The 17,842-nt window shown below is 61.6% G+C and carries 17 protein-coding genes; 8 read left to right on the top strand and 9 right to left on the bottom strand.

Annotated features, from left to right (window positions below; genetic code table 11):
• Window positions 1-23: 23 nt before the first annotated feature.
• Window positions 24-269: a hypothetical protein gene (locus tag AC1DD7_RS16435; RefSeq protein WP_431117604.1), complete on the top strand. Its 246-nt coding sequence runs from the start codon at window positions 24-26 to the stop codon at window positions 267-269.
• A gap of 4 nt (window positions 270-273) precedes the next feature.
• Here the strand turns inward: AC1DD7_RS16435 and AC1DD7_RS16440 are convergent, their stop codons facing one another.
• Together AC1DD7_RS16440 and AC1DD7_RS16445 are read right to left on the bottom strand one after the other, a co-directional pair.
• Complete coding sequence (locus AC1DD7_RS16440) at window positions 274-2,430, bottom strand: amylo-alpha-1,6-glucosidase (protein WP_477515814.1); 2,157 nt, start codon at window positions 2,428-2,430, stop codon at window positions 274-276.
• 122 nt (window positions 2,431-2,552) lie between these two features.
• Window positions 2,553-2,810 (bottom strand): hypothetical protein, encoded by a 258-nt coding sequence (locus tag AC1DD7_RS16445; protein ID WP_224094845.1) that lies wholly within the window; start codon window positions 2,808-2,810, stop codon window positions 2,553-2,555.
• Window positions 2,811-2,976: 166 nt separating this feature from the next.
• On the opposite strand from AC1DD7_RS16445, the gene AC1DD7_RS16450 reads away from it, so the two are divergent.
• Window positions 2,977-3,333, top strand: coding sequence for a cupin domain-containing protein (locus AC1DD7_RS16450; protein ID WP_223947637.1), 357 nt, complete (start codon window positions 2,977-2,979; stop codon window positions 3,331-3,333).
• Window positions 3,334-3,391: 58 nt separating this feature from the next.
• On the opposite strand, the gene AC1DD7_RS16455 is transcribed toward AC1DD7_RS16450, so the two are convergent.
• The 7 genes from AC1DD7_RS16455 to AC1DD7_RS16485 all read right to left on the bottom strand — a co-directional run bounded on the left by AC1DD7_RS16455 (window position 3,392) and on the right by AC1DD7_RS16485 (window position 10,713).
• Complete coding sequence (locus tag AC1DD7_RS16455; protein WP_477515815.1) at window positions 3,392-4,084, bottom strand: GntR family transcriptional regulator; 693 nt, start codon at window positions 4,082-4,084, stop codon at window positions 3,392-3,394.
• A 39-nt stretch (window positions 4,085-4,123) separates the two neighbouring features.
• A complete protein-coding gene (locus AC1DD7_RS16460) occupies window positions 4,124-5,578 on the bottom strand; it encodes an NAD-dependent succinate-semialdehyde dehydrogenase (protein ID WP_477515816.1) in 1,455 nt (484 codons plus the stop codon).
• Between the two features lie 27 nt (window positions 5,579-5,605).
• Window positions 5,606-6,859: an aspartate aminotransferase family protein gene (locus AC1DD7_RS16465; protein WP_223947640.1), complete on the bottom strand. Its 1,254-nt coding sequence runs from the start codon at window positions 6,857-6,859 to the stop codon at window positions 5,606-5,608.
• A gap of 83 nt (window positions 6,860-6,942) precedes the next feature.
• A complete protein-coding gene (locus AC1DD7_RS16470; protein ID WP_477515817.1) occupies window positions 6,943-8,073 on the bottom strand; it encodes an FAD-dependent oxidoreductase in 1,131 nt (376 codons plus the stop codon).
• 3 nt (window positions 8,074-8,076) lie between these two features.
• Window positions 8,077-8,844, bottom strand: coding sequence for an amino acid ABC transporter ATP-binding protein (locus AC1DD7_RS16475; RefSeq protein WP_223935463.1), 768 nt, complete (start codon window positions 8,842-8,844; stop codon window positions 8,077-8,079).
• Window positions 8,841-9,773, bottom strand: coding sequence for an amino acid ABC transporter permease (locus tag AC1DD7_RS16480; RefSeq protein ID WP_477515818.1), 933 nt, complete (start codon window positions 9,771-9,773; stop codon window positions 8,841-8,843). The genes AC1DD7_RS16475 and AC1DD7_RS16480 overlap by 4 nt, the downstream gene beginning before the upstream one ends.
• A gap of 13 nt (window positions 9,774-9,786) precedes the next feature.
• On the bottom strand, window positions 9,787-10,713 hold the full coding sequence (locus AC1DD7_RS16485; protein ID WP_477515819.1) for an ABC transporter substrate-binding protein: 927 nt from the start codon (window positions 10,711-10,713) through the stop codon (window positions 9,787-9,789).
• 337 nt (window positions 10,714-11,050) lie between these two features.
• Here AC1DD7_RS16485 and AC1DD7_RS16490 point away from each other — a divergent pair, with 337 nt between their 5' ends.
• The 6 genes from AC1DD7_RS16490 to AC1DD7_RS16515 all read left to right on the top strand — a co-directional run bounded on the left by AC1DD7_RS16490 (window position 11,051) and on the right by AC1DD7_RS16515 (window position 17,813).
• Window positions 11,051-11,725, top strand: a complete 675-nt coding sequence (locus AC1DD7_RS16490; protein WP_477515820.1) for a haloacid dehalogenase type II — start codon at window positions 11,051-11,053, stop codon at window positions 11,723-11,725.
• A 27-nt stretch (window positions 11,726-11,752) separates the two neighbouring features.
• Window positions 11,753-13,030: an NAD(P)/FAD-dependent oxidoreductase gene (locus AC1DD7_RS16495; RefSeq protein WP_477515821.1), complete on the top strand. Its 1,278-nt coding sequence runs from the start codon at window positions 11,753-11,755 to the stop codon at window positions 13,028-13,030.
• A 33-nt stretch (window positions 13,031-13,063) separates the two neighbouring features.
• The gene (locus AC1DD7_RS16500) at window positions 13,064-14,614 is read left to right on the top strand and encodes an aldehyde dehydrogenase family protein (protein ID WP_477515822.1); all 1,551 of its coding nucleotides are present in this window, start codon (window positions 13,064-13,066) and stop codon (window positions 14,612-14,614) included.
• Window positions 14,611-15,729: a tartrate dehydrogenase gene (locus tag AC1DD7_RS16505; RefSeq protein ID WP_477515823.1), complete on the top strand. Its 1,119-nt coding sequence runs from the start codon at window positions 14,611-14,613 to the stop codon at window positions 15,727-15,729. Before AC1DD7_RS16500 ends, AC1DD7_RS16505 begins: the two co-directional genes overlap by 4 nt.
• Window positions 15,726-16,709 carry a D-2-hydroxyacid dehydrogenase gene (locus AC1DD7_RS16510; protein WP_477515824.1) on the top strand — a complete coding sequence of 328 codons (984 nt, stop codon included), beginning with the start codon at window positions 15,726-15,728 and terminating at the stop codon, window positions 16,707-16,709. The genes AC1DD7_RS16505 and AC1DD7_RS16510 overlap by 4 nt, the downstream gene beginning before the upstream one ends.
• Window positions 16,710-16,772: 63 nt before the next feature.
• Window positions 16,773-17,813 carry an NAD(P)-dependent alcohol dehydrogenase gene (locus AC1DD7_RS16515; protein WP_477515825.1) on the top strand — a complete coding sequence of 347 codons (1,041 nt, stop codon included), beginning with the start codon at window positions 16,773-16,775 and terminating at the stop codon, window positions 17,811-17,813.
• The last annotated feature ends 29 nt before the right edge of the window (window positions 17,814-17,842 follow it).

A 17,842-nucleotide genomic window follows, 5' to 3' on the forward strand; every position in this document is an offset into this window, starting at 1 on the left:
CCCCCTTGCGTGAAGGACCTCCCATGAAGAAGCGACGCCCCGCTACCCTGGCTCCAGAGCTCGTTGAAACATCGCGCACCGGGCACCACTGCCCAAAGACCGGATGGTGGTCAGTTGCGGGAGATCCGAGGGCCACGCGTCTCATTACCAAGGGCGAGGTGATGCCTGCCCTGCACGGGACTCCAGCTCTCTGGATCATGCGCGAAACAGCCGGCATCATGGGCGAAACAGCCGCCCGCCCTGCAGCCGATTTGATGGCAACTTCGTAGGTAATCAGCCCTCCTTCCGGAGGCCGGCTTGCTGCACAAGTTCGGTCAACCAGGGCCGGTGTCCTCTATGGAAGACCATCCCTTCCGGAAGCCCTTGCACGGTGGGAACAGAATCCGCTATATCGATGGTTACCCGTCCGCCACCCATGGGCGCGTTGGTGATATGCAGGTCGCCGTAGGACGCCGGCAGTTGGGGATCCATCCAGAACCCGCCACGTGAAACATGGGCGTCGTACCTCATCAGGCTGGTGACCAGTTGGATGGGCGAAGTGGCTGCCCACGCCTGCGGCGAGCACGCGGTGGGGTACGGAACGGGCTCGCTGTATTGCTCCCTGCTGAAGCCACAGAACAGCTCCGGCAGGCGACCCTCGGAGTAGTCGGCCGCTTCGAGCAAGGCTGTGGAAATTCGTTGGGCCTCTTCCACGAATCCGTAACGCATAAGACCGGCGGCAATCACGGCGTTATCGTGCGGCCACACAGAACCGTTGTGGTAGCTGGCCGGGTTGTAGGCGCCCATGTCGGTTCCGAGGGTACGAACTCCCCAGCCGCTGAACATCGCGGGAGACATCAGCCGTTCGGCCACCAGTGGCGCCTTGTCCTCGTCCACCAACCCCACCCACAGGCAGTGCCCCATGTTGGAGGCGCACGCGTCAACCTGCCTTTTCTTGCCGTCCAAAGCAATGGCGTAATAGCCGCGGTCCGGCATCCAGAATTGCTCGTTGAACCGGACTTTCAACTCCGCCGCCCGATCGGCGAGTTCCCCCGCCAAAGGTGCGTCACCGGCGTCGTACGCTATCCACGCCCGTGCCATGTACGCGTCATAGACGTACGCCTGAACCTCGCAGAGGGCGATAGGTGGCTCCGCGAGGCGCCCGTCCGCAAAATTGATGCCGTCCCACGAGTCCTTCCAACCCTGGTTGATCAGTCCGCGGTCATTGAGCCGCTGATACTCGACGAATCCATCGCCGTCCCTGTCGCCATAGTCCCGGATCCAGTCCAGGGCCCTGTCCGCGTTGGGCAGCAAGGCCGCAATGGTGTCCTTGGCGAACCCCCACCGGCTGACCGAACCCAGCAACACCACGAACAGCGGAGTGGCATCGATGCTGCCGTAGTAAACGGATTTGCCGCCGAGCGACAGGCCGCTGGAGACGTCAAGCCTGACCTCATGCAGGATCTTCCCGGGCTCTTCCTCGCTGATGGGATCCACCACCTTGCCCTGTCGGTCAGCCAGCGTTTGCAGTGTGCCCAGGGCAAGCGACGGATCAACGGGCATGGCCATCTCCGAAGCCCAGAGCGAGTCACGGCCAAACAGCGTCATGAACCACGGCGCTCCGGCCGCCACAACCACCCTGTCCGGGTGCGTGGGGTCTTCAATGCGGAGGGCGCCAAGATCGTCATAACTGCGCCGCAGCGTCCTCTCGATGGAGTGGTTGCCCATGTGCAACACGGGAATTTTGGCCACCCATTCCTGGCGACGCTGATCGCTGCGTGACAACTCGCCGACGGCGGGACGCACCACAGGCGCCGCAGGCGCCCCTCCCTCAGTTCCGGGAGCAATGGTGACCACGGCGCTCCAGTGCCCGCGTGGAGGGATGGTGGTCCGGTACCTGAGGCCCTCGCGGGTCGCCTCGGCAACATCGGAACTTACGACGACGGACTTCCGGACATCCTGCCACCGGGAGCGGATGGTGAGTGTGTTGTGGTGGTACTCGCGGGACTCCTCCCACTGCCTCTGGACCCGCGCTTCCTTGACTTCGAAAACGTCCGCGAAGTCCGAGCCCACTGCGAATTCGACCAAACATTCCACGGGTTCCATCGAATGGTTGCGGATGGTCACATGCTCCACCATTCCCACGCCTACTTCCCGTAAGCGCTCCACGATCAGCGGCGTATCCGCATACCCGTCAGACCGTGTCACGCGGCCGGCAAAGGCTGCCCTGTAGGGCTCTTTCGTCTGGGCGGTCAGGGGCTCCAGCGACTGGCCGTTGATAGTGAGGACCCAATATGACAGCACCCGGGTGTCCTGGAAAAACATGCCGTGGGGATGGTCCGGGTGAATGTCCCCGTTGGGCAGGGAGATGCAGAAGGACGTGCCTTCCACCAAGGTGACAGTCCCGGCGCCGAGGGGTCCGGCTGCTGTATCTGCATTCCATCCGGCCACTGAAAAGGCTCCTCTAAGAACCAGGGACGGCCGGTCCCTGTCCCGGGCTCCCGGCTGTCCTGCTGCATCGTCACCTCGACGGTACTCTTGCCGGCCTGCCGGGGCTAGGGCCTTGGTAGCTGTCAGCCTTGGGAGGCGACCAGCAGATCGTAGTCATCATCGATGTGGAAAAGCCGCCGTTCGCCGATGCGGTCTATTACCCAGATCGTTTGTCCGTCCGCAGTCCGATCGTCCACGGTGCCCCTGTGGTACTCAAAGCCGCGCAGGCTGAGGGAAACTACGTCTCCGGCTTCCAGGGAGTTCCAGAGCGATATCCTCCGGCTTTGCGCGCTGCACGCGGCAGGAGTACTTTCCAGGCTGCTTTTCCAGATGAGTTTCATGGGGAATGTTCTCCTTGGTGACGGGGCTGGCATCGGTGGCAGGGCGTCCGGTGAATATTTTCTCCTTCAAGCCTATCGTCGATTGTTGACAATTGCTAGGATGGAAACTGTGCTTTCCAAAGACGGCAGGCACGTTCAAAAGGGCGCAGCCCCAGAAGGAGAATCCATGATCAAGGCCACTGTCATGAGCGACGCAACAACGCAGGACCCGGGGGAGCACATCCCCAAAGCAACCACCAGCACGCCGGGCCAGACTGAGGTCTCGTTCCGTTTGTGGGCCCGCGACAACCACAAGACGGGCATCTGGGAGGTCACCCCGGGCGTGTTCAAGAGCACCCGCCCGGGTTACGACGAGATCTGCCAGATCCTCAGTGGCAAGGGGACCATCACTGAAGAAGACGGAACCAGCTTCGACATCGGTCCCGGAACGTTGTTCGTTACTCCGGCAGGGTGGACGGGCACCTGGACCATCCACGAGACGCTGCGGAAGATGTGGGTTGTCACGGACGTTCCCACAAACTAACTCCATACAGGAAGGGCCCGGTTCAAGTGAACCGGGCCCTTCCTGTATGGAGACTTTCCTAAGCAGTAATTCCCGTTACTTCCGGGCTGGCAGTGAGGTCCTCCACGGCCTTCTGCATATGGCGTTTGATGGCCTGCTGAAGTCCGCTACGGTCACGGGCCTCAAGGAGGTCCAGGATCTGCTGGTGCTCCTGCACAAGCACGTCAATGCGGGGGTATGCCACCTCCAGGCTCAAGATGCACATCCTGGATTCGGCAGCGAGAGTCTCATAAATGCGTATCAGCCGCGTGTTTCCAGTGCCTGAAACAAAGGCGGTGTGGAATTGCATGTCGAGGCGGGCAATGGCCTGCCAGTCCGAGGCCGCAACCTGCTTGGCCATGTTCCGGATGATGCCCTTGAGCTCCCGGCAGGTGTCCGCCACCTGCTCTGCGTCCGAGTCCAAAAGGGTGCTGGCTGCAGCCAGCTCCACGGCTTCACGGACAGCGTAGATCTCCTTGACATCCTGCGTGGAAAGTTCCAGCACGAAGACGCCCCGGTTGCGCTTGCTCACCAGGATCCCCTCCTGGCACAGCCGCTGGAGAGCCTCGCGGAGCGGACCCCGTGAAGTGCTCAGCTGGCTGGCCAAGGCGGATTCATTGACCTGCTGCCCAGGGCGGAAGGCCCCTTGGACAATGAGCTCACGCAGCTGGTCAGCGATCAGCTGTGCCGTGGGCCGGCCTTCCAATACGAACATTCCCTCCGGTGCCGCCATTGACATCCCCTCATTCCATGCTTCGGCAATTTGAAACTGTTAGACCGCTATTGCGGTGTACTTGTACTCCAGGAATTCTTCGATTCCAATTTTTCCGCCCTCGCGGCCGAGTCCGGATTGCTTGACGCCGCCGAACGGTGCCGCGGGGTTGGAAACCAGGCCGGTGTTCAGGCCGACCATTCCGACTTCCAGTTCCGCGGAGAACCTCAGGGCCTTGTCCATGCTCTCTGTGAACACGTACCCCACCAGGCCCCACTCAGTATCGTTGGCCAGGCGGAGAACTTCGTCCTCACTGTCGAACGCGGTGATTGCTGCGACCGGGCCGAAGATTTCCGTGCTCATCAGTGCGGCGTCCGTGGGCACATCCACCAGGACGGTGGGGGTGTAGAAATAGCCGGGACCTTCCGGACGGCTTCCGCCGGTCAGCACACGTGCTCCCTTGGAGACCGCATCTGCAACGAGGCTTTCAACCTTTTCCAGGCCCTTCTGCTCAATGAGGGGCCCGACGTCGGTGCCAGCAACAGCGCCGTTGCCTACCTGCAATTCTGACATCTTTTTGGAGAACTTCTCGCCAAATTCCTCTACGACGGAGCGGTGGACGAAGAAGCGGTTTGCTGCCGTGCAAGCCTCGCCCATGTTCCGCATCTTGGCCTTCATGGCACCGTCCACGGCCTTTTCGATGTCTGCATCGGCCAGGACGATGAACGGGGCGTTACCGCCGAGTTCCATGGAGGAGCGCATCACGTTGTCGGCCGCCTGCTTCAGCAGGACCTTGCCCACTTCGGTTGAACCGGTGAAGCTGATCTTGCGGGCAATGCCACTGTCAGTCCAGGTCCGAACCACCGTGGAGGCGGTGGATGTTGTCACAACATTCAGCACGCCGTCGGGAAGACCGGCTTCCTTGAACAGGGCGACCAAGGCAAGCGAGGTCAACGGTGTCAGCTCAGCAGGTTTGAACACCATGGTGCAGCCGGCAGCAACGGCCGGGGCGATCTTGCGGGCACCCATGGCGAGCGGGAAGTTCCACGGAGTAACCAGGACCGAGGGACCCACCGGTTCCTTGGTGATGAGGATACGGGTATTTCCATCAACGGAGGAGGCACTGTCACCGCCAATGCGGACTGCTTCTTCGGAGAACCAGCGGAGCATTTCGGCGCCGTAGGCCACCTCGCCCCTCGCTTCTGCGAGGGGCTTGCCCATCTCCGCGGTCATGATCGCGGCGAGCCGGTCCGTGTTGGCGATCACCAGTTCAAAAGCGCGTCGAAGGATATCGGCCCGCTGACGTGGAGTGGATTTGCTCCACTCTGCCTGTGCGCGACCCGCCGCCTGAATAGCCAAGGCAGCGTCTTCAGGACCGCCATCGGCCACGTGGGCAATCACTTCGTTCGTAGCAGGGTTCTCAACGGCGAAGGTGGCACCACTGGCTGCCTTCTGCCACGTTCCGTCAATGAACAGGTCCGTTGGGATGGTGGTGGGATCAAAGGAGGTGGTCATGGTCGCTCTTTCAGTGATCAGGGGGGACTAGGAGGTGGCCGTCTTGAGCGCCTGCGTGAACTTGGACAGGCCTTGCTGAATTTCATCGCTGCTGACATTCAGGGCGGGGATGAGGCGAATGACGTTGCCGTGCGGACCGCACGTGAGGAGCAGGAGCTCTTCCTTGATGGCGGCCTGTTGGACGGCGAGGGCGGTTGCCGCGTCCGGGGTGTTGTCGGCGGCGGTGAATTCGACGCCCTGCATCAGGCCGCGGCCACGCACATTGCCGATTCCCGCGAATTCCGTTTGCAGATTGTCCAGTCCTGCCCGCAGTTCGTCACCGCGCAGCAAGGCGTTCTCCACGAGGTTCTCCCGCCGGATCACACCCAAAGTTGCGACGCCGGCTGCTGCCGCGACTGCGTTTCCGCCATAGGTTCCGCCCTGGGAACCGGGCCACGCCTTGCCCATCAAATCGGCGGAGGCGGCGATTGCGGAGATGGGGAAGCCACTGGCAAGTCCCTTGGCGGTGATCACGACGTCGGGGCTGATTCCTGCCCAGTCGTGTCCCCAGAACTTGCCGGTGCGGCCGACTCCCGCCTGGACCTCGTCCAGGATGAGCACGATGCCGTGCTTGTCGGCGCGCTCACGCAGGCCTTGGAGGAATGCGACAGGGGTGGGGATGTACCCGCCATCGCCCAGAACGGGTTCGATGATGAAGCCGGCGGTATCGCTGGGGGCGCTGATGGTCATCAGAAGGTGGTCGAGTTCCTTCAGGGCAAAGTCGACGGCGGTGGCTTCGTCCCAGCCGTACCGGTACCAGTGCGGGAACGGGGCAACGTGGACGCCGCCCATGATGGGGGAGAACCCGGAGCGGAACTTGGTTCCCGCGGTAGTCAGGGAGGCTGCTGCTACGGTGCGCCCGTGGAATCCACCCTGGAAGGAGATGATGTTGGGCCGTCCGGTTGCCATGCGGGCCAAGCGGATGGAGGCCTCCACTGCTTCGGAGCCGGAGGTTGCGTAGAAGACGCTGTCCAGGCCCTGCGGCAGGACGCCACCCAGGAGTTCCGTGAGTTCCAAGAGGGGCTTGTGCATCACGGTGGTGTACTGGGCATGGACAATCTTGCCCACCTGTTCGCGGGCTGCGGCCACCACGTCGGGGTGGCAGTGTCCGGTGCTGGTGACGCCGATTCCGGTGGTGAAATCCAGGTACTTCTTGCCGTCTGTGGCGTGGATCCAACTACCGGACGCATAGTCCACGACCACCGGAGTGGCCTGCTTCAGGATGGGGCTAAGTGTTGCCATGGCTTCATACTTTCTTAGTAATTGTAGATTGTCAACAATACGCGAATTCGCGGGTCGTTAGCCCGCGAATCGCGTTGTGGTTGCTAGTTCTTGAACCTCTGTGGACGGACGAAGTCCAGGCCGTCAAAACCACCCTTGCCCAGCGCCTCGTTGGCAGCAATCTGGCCGTAGCCGGAAGCCATCTTGAAGCCGGCGCCGGAGAAACCTGTGGCGGAGTAGATCCTCCCTGACTCAGTGAAGAAGCCCAGGAGAGGCTGCGAATCCGGGGTGAACAGATCCGGGAAGGCATCCGACCGGACGATGCTGGGAACCAAGCCGGGGAAGAATTCGGTCACCGTCTCAATGGTTTCCGCAATCTCCGCTTCGGTAAGGTCCCTGGGCACTGAGTCTGCGGCCGGGGTTGGTGCCCCACGGCCATCGAGTGTGGCTTTCACAGTGACGCTGTCCACCGCCGGCGCCCCATACATGGAGCGATCGCCGGAAATCCTGATGAAGATGGGGAACTTTTCCGGGGTGAACTGGGTTGCGTCGCGGGCGACGAACCAGCTCAGGAAAATCCTGCGGGTTTCCGTGTGCGCCTTCAGGTAATCGGGCATGAGCTGCTGGGACCACCCACCGGAGGCGATGATCACCCGTTCGAAAGTCCAGGACTGTTCGCCCGAGGTGACGACAACGCCGTCGTTGGTTTCGGTGATGCTGCTGACGGGAGTATTGCTGAGGACCGTTGCCCCGTTGGCCTGTGCGGCTGCAACCGCAGCGGTAACTGCCCGATCCGTGCGAAGTGCGCCTCCGAAGGGATCGTAAACGGCGACATCGTCAGCCCGGAGATTGTGCTGCGGGTAGCGTTCGGCCATTTCCTCGCGGCTGAGGATCTGGTGGCTCGCACCGTTGATCCGGGTAGTTTCCAACAGCTTGGGAATGTACGGTCCATCAACAGTGCCAATGGAGAGTCCGCCACAGCGGGTGAGGATGTCCTGTCCCGTTTCTGCTTCGAGCTCGGCCCAGAGATCCCGGGAGCGTTCCAGGATGGGGTAGTAGTCCGGCCTTCCCCTGTAAAGCATCCGGAAAAGCCGGGTGTCGCCACCCACGGCACTCCTGCCATGGCCCGGGGCGTGTGCCTCGAATCCGACCACGGAATCGGACAGTCGTGAGGCCTGCCAGAGTGCCATGCTTCCGATGCTGCCCAGGCCGATGACGGCGAGTTTTCCGTCCATCGCTTACAGCACCTGCTTCAGGAACGCCTGGGTGCGTGCTTCCTTGGGGTTTTTCAGGATCTCCCGGGCATCTCCACGTTCCACCACGAAGCCCTCGTCCATGAAGATCAGGGAATCGGCCACTTCGCGGGCGAAGCCCATCTCGTGGGTGACTACCACCATGGTCATGCCCTTCTTGGCGAGGTCCTGCATGACGCCAAGGACTTCCCCTACCTTTTCGGGGTCAAGGGCGCTGGTGGGTTCGTCGAACAGGATGATTTCCGGATCCATGGCCAAAGACCGGGCGATGGCAACGCGTTGCTGCTGCCCGCCGGAAAGTTCGGCCGGGTAGCGGTCACCGAAAGCGCCGAGGCCCACGCTGGTGAGCAGTTCCTGGGCGCGCTTGGACGATTCCTTCTTGTCGGCACCCTTGACGAGCACCGGGCCGGACATGACATTCTCGCGGGCGGTCATGTTCGGGAACAAGTTGAACTGCTGGAAGACCATGCCTACCCGTGTACGTTGCTGGGCAAGCTTCTTAGGGGGCAGCGCGTGGTAGGCGTTGTCGGTCTCGTAGTACCCGAAATCGTCGCCGTTGACTTTCAGGATTCCGGAGTCCACGGTCTCCAGGCCGTTGATGCAGCGCAACAGTGTGGACTTTCCGGAGCCGCTGGGTCCGATGATGCAGCAGATTTCACCGCTGGCAATATCGAGGTCGATATCGTGGAGAACGGTCTTGTGCCCAAAGGACTTACGAATTCGGCGGGCGAGGATCGTGCCGTCGTTGCTCATCGTGCGATGCCTTCCGGTGCGGTCAATACAACCTTCCTGGCCTTGCGGGGGACCCGGGCGGAGGTATGGGAGTATTTCTGTTCGAGCTTGGACTGCGGGTAGCTCAGCAGCAGCGTCATCACCAGGTACCAGAGGCTCGCCACGATCAGCAGCGGGATGGTCTCGTAAGTACGTGCGTAGATGAGCTGGGCGCTCTGGAGAAGTTCCGCAACACCCAGGACGCTGACCAAGGATGTTTCCTTGAACATTCCGATGACCTGGTTGCCGGTGGCCGGAATGATGGAGGGCATGGCCTGGGGAATGATGATCTTGCGCATCTTGGTAGCTGCGCTCATTCCCAGGGAGTCCGCGGCTTCGATTTGTCCCTTGCCCACCGAGGAGAACCCGCCGCGGATGATTTCTGCCATGTACGCGGCTTCGTTCAACGTCAGGCCAACCAAGGCTGCGGTGATCGGACCCATGAGTGCATTCGTGTCGATCGCGGTACCGATGTCGGTAAACGGGATCCCGATGCTCAGGTTCGGGTACAAGGCCGAGATGTTGAACCAGAAGATCAACTGGACCAGGACCGGGGTACCACGGAACAGGGTGATGAAAGCGCCCGCCGTGGCCGCAATCGGCTTGACGCTGGAGGACCTCATGATCGCGATGACCAGGCCCAGGAGGGTGCCCAAGGCCATGCTTGCCACCGTAAGGAAGATGGTGAGCATCAGCCCGCGGAGGATCGATTCGTGGGTGAAGTACTTGGCCACGACGTCCCACTTGAAGTTGGGGTTGGTGGAGACCGAGAAGAGGATGCCCGCGCCAAGCAGGATGGAAAGCACCCAGGCGACGTATTCAAAAGTGCTTCTGCGACGAAGACGGGGCTTGAGTGCCGGATCAATGCCGTTCATTGTCGGTTTGCTTCCGTTACTGATGGTTTGCACCATGGGAGCACCTCTCCTAGTTGAGTTTCGCATCCGTGATGGCACCGGACTCAAGGCCCCAGTTGGCGAGGGACTTCTTGTACTCCGGGCTGTTCAGGACCGACTGGATGGCGGCCTGGAGGGCGGGAGTCAGGGCAGATCCCTTTTTGACGCCGATAGCGGTGAGGTCGCTGGAGCCAACGTTAACCTGGGGGGTCAGGATGGTGAAGGCTTTCGGCTGCTGCTTCTCGGCCCATGCGAGGGAGGTTGTGTCGTAGAAGATACCGTCGATGCGCTTGGACGCCAGTTGGGTCAGGGCTTCCTGGACGTTGGGCAGCGTCACGGCGTTGATCGCTGGCTGTCCCTTGGAGGTGCAGGTCTGCTCGTTAAGGGCCGGGAGGCGCTTGAGCTGGCCGGTCGAGCCCTGGGTAACGGCAATGTTCTTACCGCACAGCGTCTCATTCGTGAGCTTCAGCGGGTTACCCGCGGCTACGGCCACTGAGTTGCCGGCCTTGAAGTAGTCGATCATGTCCAGGACCTTCAACCGCTCATCGGTCTTGGACATCGTCGTGGCGGTGAAGTCGTAGCGGCCGCCGTCCAGGCCGGGGACGATCGTGTCAAACTTTGTGTCCTGGAACTTCAGCTTCAGGCCCAGCTTCTTGGCTACCAGGCGGGCGATGTCCGGGTTCAGGCCGATCGCCGTCGAGTTGTCCTCGGCGAGGAACGTCGTCGGCGGGTAGTGCAGGTCCATTGCGACGGTCAGCTCGCCCTTGTCCTTATAGGATGCCGGCAGGAGGCTCACGGCCTTCTCGTCAGGCTGGACGCCCTCGGAGATGTCTGTAGTGTTTGAGGTCTTGCTGCTGTCCGGTGAATCGCTGCTGTTGGCTGTTCCACCGCAAGCGCTCAGTGCGAGCAGTACGGCAAGTCCTGCGGCTGCAGTCTGGGCCTTGTTACGAATCTTCATGGTGCTTCCCTTCGAGGGAGTCGGTCACTGGGGAGGGAGAAGTTCTAGGTTGCAATGTGATCCGGATCTCTCCGTCATCTAATGCAATGCAACCCCCTCAACAGTAGATTGTCAACAATTGACAGAAACTTTTTTCGCGCTCTCCCTGTATGAGAATGGTTCTAATTACGACTCCAGAAACTGTTGACAATTTACAATTTGGCGGCCTAGAGTCGAATCATCGGGCAAGAACCTTCCAGCCCGCCAGGCACGATTTCGCGGTTCAGTTCGCCTCTTTCGATACCTCCACATACGCGGGGCCAGCCCCCTTCCATCTCCCGAAAAGAACGGAAACCCCATGGCAGAGACCAACTTCCGGCCGAAGTACATCTCCTTCGATGTCTACGGCACGCTGATCAACTTCGACATCGATCCCACCACCCGGCGGCTGCTTGATGGACGCATCTCCGAAGAGCAGTGGCCTACGTTCAAGAAGCAGTTCCGTGGCTACCGCTTCGACGAGGTCCTGGGTGACTACAAGCCGTATGAGGCGATCCTTCAGGACTCCTTTGACCGGGTGTGCAAGCGCTGGGGCATTGGGCCCACCGAAGGTGCCGGCGCAGCGTTCGCTGACGCTGTCCGCGGCTGGGTTGCCCACGAGGACGTGCCGGCCCCGCTGAAGCTCATGGGCGACAACTACCAGTTGGTGGCGTTGTCCAACGCGGACGACAGTTTCCTGGATATCAGCATCCCGAAGCTCGGTGCGGACTTCCACGCCGTGTTCACCGCTGAGCAGGCCCAGGCCTACAAGCCCCGCTACCAGGCCTTCGAGTACATGCTCGATACCCTGAACGCCAAGCCGGAGGACTTCCTGCACGTCTCCTCGCACACCCGGTACGACATGCACCCGATGCACGACATGGGCTTCCGTAACCTCTGGATGCTGGACCGTGGCTATGACCCCATTGGCGAGGGCTACGACCTCAACACCGTTAAGTCCTTGGACGAGCTCAACAAGCACCTCGGTCTCTAAGCCGACTTCCAAGCGAAAGGTCATACCGTGAAACTTGTTCCCTACTGGCTCGATACTGCAGAGCCTTCCGGCGATTACCGCCGCACTCCGGTCCCGGAGAACGTTGATGTTGCGATTATCGGTGCCGGTTTTACCGGGCTGTCAGCAGCCCTTGAATTCGCCAAGCAAGGCGCCAGCGTGGCCGTTTTCGAACGCCACGCTGTTGGCTGGGGTGCTTCGGGCCGTAACGGGGGAATGGCTACGACCGGTTTGGCCATTGGCTTCAGCACGGCAGTCAAGCGCTACGGGGCTCCCCGTGCGGTTGAGATGTTCCGCGAATACAACGACGCCATCGAAACCATCGAGAAGCTGGTGCACGACAATGGCATCGACTGCGACTTCAAGCGTTTCGGCAAGCTCTCCCTCGCGTTCCACAAGTCCCACTACGACGGCTTCCTGAAGTCCCAGGAGCTGCTCGCCAACCTGGTTGATCACCACGTGAAGGTCATCCCCAAGTCCGAGATCCACAGCGAAATCGGCACGGACTTCTACCAGGGGGCCATGATGGATCCGCTGGGTGCGGGTCTCCACGTAGGCAAGTTCGTGCACGGCCTGGCGAAGGTGGCAGCCGACAACGGCGCTGCCATCTGCGAGAACGCATCGGTCACCGAGCTGAACAAGGTCTCGGGGACCGTGCACGATGTGCACACCACCCGGGGGATTACCCGGGCCAAGCAGGTCCTGGTCGCCACCAGCGGCTACACGGGCAACATCACCCCGTGGCTGCAGCGTCGCGTGATCCCGGTGGGCAGCTTCATCATCTGCACGGAGCCTCTGTCCGAAGAGGTAGTGAACCGTATCCTGCCCAACAGGCGCCAGGCCTCTGACAGCAAGATGCTGACGTACTACTTCAGGATCACGCCGGACAACAGGCTGCTGTTTGGTGGCCGGGCCCGATTCGCTTTGTCCAGCCCGGATTCGGACGTCAAGAGCGCCGAAATCCTGCACAAGGCCATGACTGAGCTCTTCCCGTACCTCTCCAAGGCCAAGGTGGACTACATCTGGGGTGGCTTGGTGGATCTCTCCATGGACCAGATGGTCCATGCCGGCCAGCATGACGGCCTCTTCTACTCCCTCTGCTACAGCGGCCATGGTGTTCAGATGGCGGCCCACATGGGTAAGCGGATGGCCCACTACATGGCCGGCGACAAGTCGGCCAATGTGTGGGAAGACCTGAAGAACCCGCCGGTTCCCGGCCACTTCGGCCCGCCATGGTTCCTGCCCTTCATTGGCGGAGCCGCGAAGATCATCGACCGTATCAAGTAGACATTCCGCTAGCCAGGCAAGGTAAAGGTTCCCATGAGTTCATCAACAACCGTCGCTGGAGCGCGCCTAAAAACAGCTGAGGAAACGGCCTACAGGCGGGCAAGCGTCGCGGCGCTTCCCGGTGGCGCGTTCCTCGAAGGCCTTTGGGAGACCGCCGACAGGATCCTGGAAGTCCGGGACCCTGAAGACGGCGTGCTGCTGGGCACTGTGTGTTCTTCAACCCCACAGGATGTCCGCCGGGCGGTTGCCCACATTCACCGCCACCTCCTGGACGATGAATGGCCTCTCCGGGAACGCCGCGAGGCTTTGGAACGGGCCGCAGTGCTCCTGGCTGAGCAGTCGGTACGGTTTTCGGAGATCATCGCCGCCGAGAGCAGCAAGACCATCAACGAGGCCGAGCGCGAAGTACGCCGGTGCATCGAGACGTTGCGGCTTTCGGCGGCAGCTTCGAGCGAACTCGTCGGGGAGACTCTCGGCTTTGAGGACAGCATGGCGGGAGCCAACAAGATCGGCTGGTACAGCCGGAAGCCTGTTGGCATCATCGCCGCCATCACGCCATTCAACGATCCGCTGAACCTCGTGGCACACAAGCTGGGCCCGGCGCTGATCGGAGGCAACGGCGTCGTGCTTAAACCCTCGGGCCGCACGCCGCTGACCGGGCTGGCTTTCGTTCAGCTGTTGCTGGAGGCCGGCGTTCCGACAGGTCGCATTGCCGCGATCGTGTCCGGACCCGGGGTGTCCGAGGCGATCGTGACCGACCCCCAGGTGGACCTCATCTCCTTCACCGGTGGACCAGCGACGGCCGACCGCATTGCTGCCGCCGCAGGAGCCAAGAAGATCCTTTCGGAACTGGGCGGCAACAACGCTACGATCGTCTGCGCCGATGCTGAACCGGCGACCGCTGCTGAGGCAATTGTCGCGGGGGCGTTCGGCGTGGCCGGCCAGAACTGCCTGTCTGTCCAGCGCGTTTACGTCCACATTTCGCTGTTCGACGAAGTCCTTGAAAAGGTACTCACGGGAACCCGCGCGCTCCGCGTCGGAGCGAAGATGGACCGCAACACCGACATCGGTCCGCTGATCACAGAAGCGGAGGCCCGGCGAGTGGAGGCATGGGTGGAGGAAGCCAAAGCGGCGGGCGCCACCGTTCGTGTGGGTGGTCAGCGCCACGGCGCCTTCTACCAGCCAACCGTGCTGACAGATGTCCCGGCAGACGCCCGCCTCATCGTTGAAGAGGTGTTTGGCCCCGTGGTCAGCATCATGCCCTTCATCCAGATCTCTGACGCCATCCACGCGGCCAATGCCTCCGAATACGGGCTCCAGGCCGGTGTCTTCACTGAATCCATTGACCTGGCCCTGGCAATTGCCGACAAGCTGCAGGTGGGGGCGGTGGTCATCAACGAGACAAGCGACGTCCGGATCGATTCCATGCCCTTTGGCGGGTTCAAGAAGTCCGGCGTGGGCCGTGAAGGCGTCAAGCACGCAGTCCGCGAAATGACCGAACCCAAGAGCACCATTATCAAACTGGCGGAGCCCGCCACCCGCTGGCAGCAGCTGACGGGCACCTCAGAACGGAATGCATCATGACTACCCACAAAATCGCGGTCATCGCCGGCGACGGCATCGGCAAGGAAGTGGTCCCCGCGGCCATCGAAACCCTTGAGCGAATCGCTGAAATTCACTCCATCAACCTGAAGTTCACGCACTTCGGCTGGGGATCTGACTACTACGCCCAGCACGGCCGCATGATGCCGGTGGACGGACTGGAGCAGCTGGCGCAGCATGACGCCATTTTCCTGGGGGCCGTCGGCTCCCCGGAGGTGTCCGACGCTGAATCGCTGTGGGGGTTGTTGATTCCCATCCGCCGCGAATTCCAGCAGTACATCAACCTGCGGCCGGTAAAAACGCTCGACGGCGTGAAGTCGCCCCTGGCGAACAAGGAACCGATCGATATCCTCATCGTGCGTGAAAACAACGAAGGGGAATACTCGGAGGTGGGCGGACGCATGTACCGCGGACTGCCCCACGAAACCGCTGTCCAGGAAACCATCTTCACACGCTTGGGAGTGTCACGGGCCGCGCACTACGCCGCCTCGCTCGCGTCCTCCCGCAAGGGCCACCTGACCTCGGCCACAAAGAGCAACGGCATCATCCACACCATGCCTTTCTGGGACGAGGTAGTGGAAGAAACCACCCGCCTCTACCCTGACGTGACGCTCACCAGCGAACTGGTGGACGCCTTGGCTGCGCACCTGGTTCTCAAGCCCTGGACCCTGGACGTCATTGTCGCCTCGAACCTGCTGGGCGACATCCTCTCGGACTTGGGCAGCTCCGTCACCGGCTCCATCGGTGTGGCTCCCAGCGCGAACCTGAACCCCGAAGGTGATTTCCCATCCCTCTTTGAGCCGGTGCACGGATCTGCTCCGGACATCGCGGGCAAGGGACTGGCGAACCCGGTGGGCCAGATGTGGTCCGGCGCAATGATGCTCCAGCACCTGGGTCACCCGGAAGCTGCTGAACACCTGCAACTGGCCTTCGAGGCAGTGTTGCGCGAGGGCCTCGGGACCCGCGACGTTGGAGGCCCGTCGTCGACGTCGGAGTTCACTGCCGCTGTTTTGGCAGCGATCGATGTCATCGATGTGGTTGGCTCAATCCTGGACGGCACGGGAGCCAAGTCTGCGGGAGCGCCGGCGTCGTCATGACGGTTTCCGCTGAGCGCAAGAGACCTGTTGTCGCGGCGCTGTACCGGGAGGCTTTGCCGCCCCGGCTGGAGGAGATCGAAGCCCTGGCCGAGGTCCGACTGACCAAGGCCGAGGGACTGGCTGAAGCGATGGACGGTGCAGATGTCCTGTATCAGTGGCATTCGTTTTCCCCTGCCTTGCGGGAGAACTGGGACGCGGCGTCATCGCTGAAGTGGGTCCACGTAACAGCAGCGGGCGTCAGCCAGCTCCTGTTCGACGAGCTCATCCAGAGCGATGTGGTCTACACGAACTCCCGTGGAGTCCTGAGCCGTGCCATTGCGGAATTCGCGCTGGGCTTCGTCCTGGACATAGCCAAAGACTCGCAGGGCTCGCTCAGGCTTCAGCAGCAGCAGCGCTGGCAGCACAGGGTCACCCGTAAGATCCAAGGCCAGCGTGCCTTGGTGGTGGGCACTGGTTCCATCGGGCGGGAAATCGCGTCGCTGTTCCGTGCTGTAGGCCTGCAGGTCAGCGGTGCCGGGCGAAGCAGCCGTCCGGGAGATGAACTGTTCGACCACATCCATTCTTCCCGGGACCTGGCCGGGATCGTCGGCGACGTCGACTACCTCGTCCTGGCGGCGCCACTGACCACGGACACCAAGGGACTTGTGGACGCTGACGTCATTTCCGCCATGAAATCCACCGCACACCTCATCAATGTGGGCCGTGGGGAACTGGTTCAGACGGACGCGCTGGTGGAAGCCCTGACCTCCGGATCCATTGCCGGTGCAGCACTGGACGTAGTCCATCCCGAGCCGCTTCCCGCGGGGCATCCTTTGTGGAGCATGGACAACGTCATCATCACACCCCACATGAGCGGTGACACCGAGGACTATCTCGACGATCTGGGGCAATTGTTCGTGGACAACCTGCGACGGTTCAGCCAGGGCGAACCCCTGCAGAACATCGTGGACAAAACCCTTGGGTTCGTCCCGGCCTCCTGATCCAACCAACCCCACGTTCTGGTCCCCAGCCGTTCTCGTGCCAACTGCCGAAAGAAGGATGACATGCCTACTACCGTGAAGGCCTATGTAGCCTCTTCTCCCACCGCGGACCTCACCCCTGGCACTGTGGAGCGGCGCGATCCCGGTGACTTCGATGTGCAGATTTCCGTCAGATACACCGGAATCTGCCACTCCGACATCCACGCCGCCCGCGGAGACTGGGCCAGTAACTACCCCCTGGTGGTTGGCCACGAGATCGTCGGAGTGGTGGAAGCCATCGGTCCAAAAGTCACCCGTCATGCGGTGGGGGACCGGGTGGGGGTGGGCTGCTTCGTTGATTCCTGCAGGGAATGCGTCAATTGCCGGGCAGGCGAGGAGCAGTACTGCCTGCAAGGTGCCACGAGCACGTACAACTCGTTCGGCCGTGACGGGCTGCCCACCGCCGGCGGTTACAGCACAAGCATCGTGGTGGATGAGAACTACGTCCTCAGAGTCCCCGACGGCATACCCCTCCAAGAGGCGGCCCCACTGCTGTGCGCGGGAATCACCATATACGCGCCGCTGCGTAACTGGAAAGCCGGGCCAGGCAAGCGCGTGGCCATCATAGGTATGGGCGGACTGGGCCATATGGGCGTGAAGATCGCAGCGGCCTTGGGAGCCGAAGTCACCGTCCTTAGCCAATCGCTCAAAAAGCAGGAGGACGCCGTCCGGCTCGGCGCCAACAGCTACTATGCAACATCCGAACCCGCCACCTTCGAATATCTGAAGGGCCAGCTGGATCTGATCATCAACACCGTCTCCGCGGACATCGATGTGGATGCGTACCTGTCCTTGCTTGCCCTGGACGGCACCATGGTCCTCGTGGGCCTGCCCTCCAAACCGTTGAGCCAGCGCGCTTGGTCGCTGGTGGAATTCCGACGCAACCTTAGCGGTTCAAGGATGGGGGGAATCCGCCAAACACAAGAAATGCTGGATTTCTGCGCCGCCCACGGCCTGGGAGCAGACGTGGAAGTCATCCACGCAAACCAGATCAACGAAGCATTTGAACGGGTGCTCGCCAGCGACGTCCGCTACCGCTTCGTCATCGACGCCACAACGTTCTGAAGCTCCTGGTGGAGCGCAAATTGTTACAG

The organism is Paenarthrobacter sp. 10L412, from assembly GCF_056395565.1.

Bases quoted from the DNA above. Each gene is read 5' to 3' on its own strand.
- AC1DD7_RS16435 (WP_431117604.1), top strand. From the start codon at position 24: ATGAAGAAGCGACGCCCCGCTACCCTGGCTCCAGAGCTCGTTGAAACA.
- AC1DD7_RS16445 (WP_224094845.1), bottom strand. From the start codon at position 2,810: ATGAAACTCATCTGGAAAAGCAGCCTGGAAAGTACTCCTGCCGCGTGC.
- AC1DD7_RS16450 (WP_223947637.1), top strand. From the start codon at position 2,977: ATGATCAAGGCCACTGTCATGAGCGACGCAACAACGCAGGACCCGGGG.
- AC1DD7_RS16455 (WP_477515815.1), bottom strand. From the start codon at position 4,084: ATGGCGGCACCGGAGGGAATGTTCGTATTGGAAGGCCGGCCCACGGCA.
- AC1DD7_RS16460 (WP_477515816.1), bottom strand. From the start codon at position 5,578: ATGACCACCTCCTTTGATCCCACCACCATCCCAACGGACCTGTTCATT.
- AC1DD7_RS16465 (WP_223947640.1), bottom strand. From the start codon at position 6,859: ATGGCAACACTTAGCCCCATCCTGAAGCAGGCCACTCCGGTGGTCGTG.
- AC1DD7_RS16470 (WP_477515817.1), bottom strand. From the start codon at position 8,073: ATGGACGGAAAACTCGCCGTCATCGGCCTGGGCAGCATCGGAAGCATG.
- AC1DD7_RS16475 (WP_223935463.1), bottom strand. From the start codon at position 8,844: ATGAGCAACGACGGCACGATCCTCGCCCGCCGAATTCGTAAGTCCTTT.
- AC1DD7_RS16480 (WP_477515818.1), bottom strand. From the start codon at position 9,773: ATGGTGCAAACCATCAGTAACGGAAGCAAACCGACAATGAACGGCATT.
- AC1DD7_RS16485 (WP_477515819.1), bottom strand. From the start codon at position 10,713: ATGAAGATTCGTAACAAGGCCCAGACTGCAGCCGCAGGACTTGCCGTA.
- AC1DD7_RS16490 (WP_477515820.1), top strand. From the start codon at position 11,051: ATGGCAGAGACCAACTTCCGGCCGAAGTACATCTCCTTCGATGTCTAC.
- AC1DD7_RS16500 (WP_477515822.1), top strand. From the start codon at position 13,064: ATGAGTTCATCAACAACCGTCGCTGGAGCGCGCCTAAAAACAGCTGAG.
- AC1DD7_RS16505 (WP_477515823.1), top strand. From the start codon at position 14,611: ATGACTACCCACAAAATCGCGGTCATCGCCGGCGACGGCATCGGCAAG.
- AC1DD7_RS16510 (WP_477515824.1), top strand. From the start codon at position 15,726: ATGACGGTTTCCGCTGAGCGCAAGAGACCTGTTGTCGCGGCGCTGTAC.
- AC1DD7_RS16515 (WP_477515825.1), top strand. From the start codon at position 16,773: ATGCCTACTACCGTGAAGGCCTATGTAGCCTCTTCTCCCACCGCGGAC.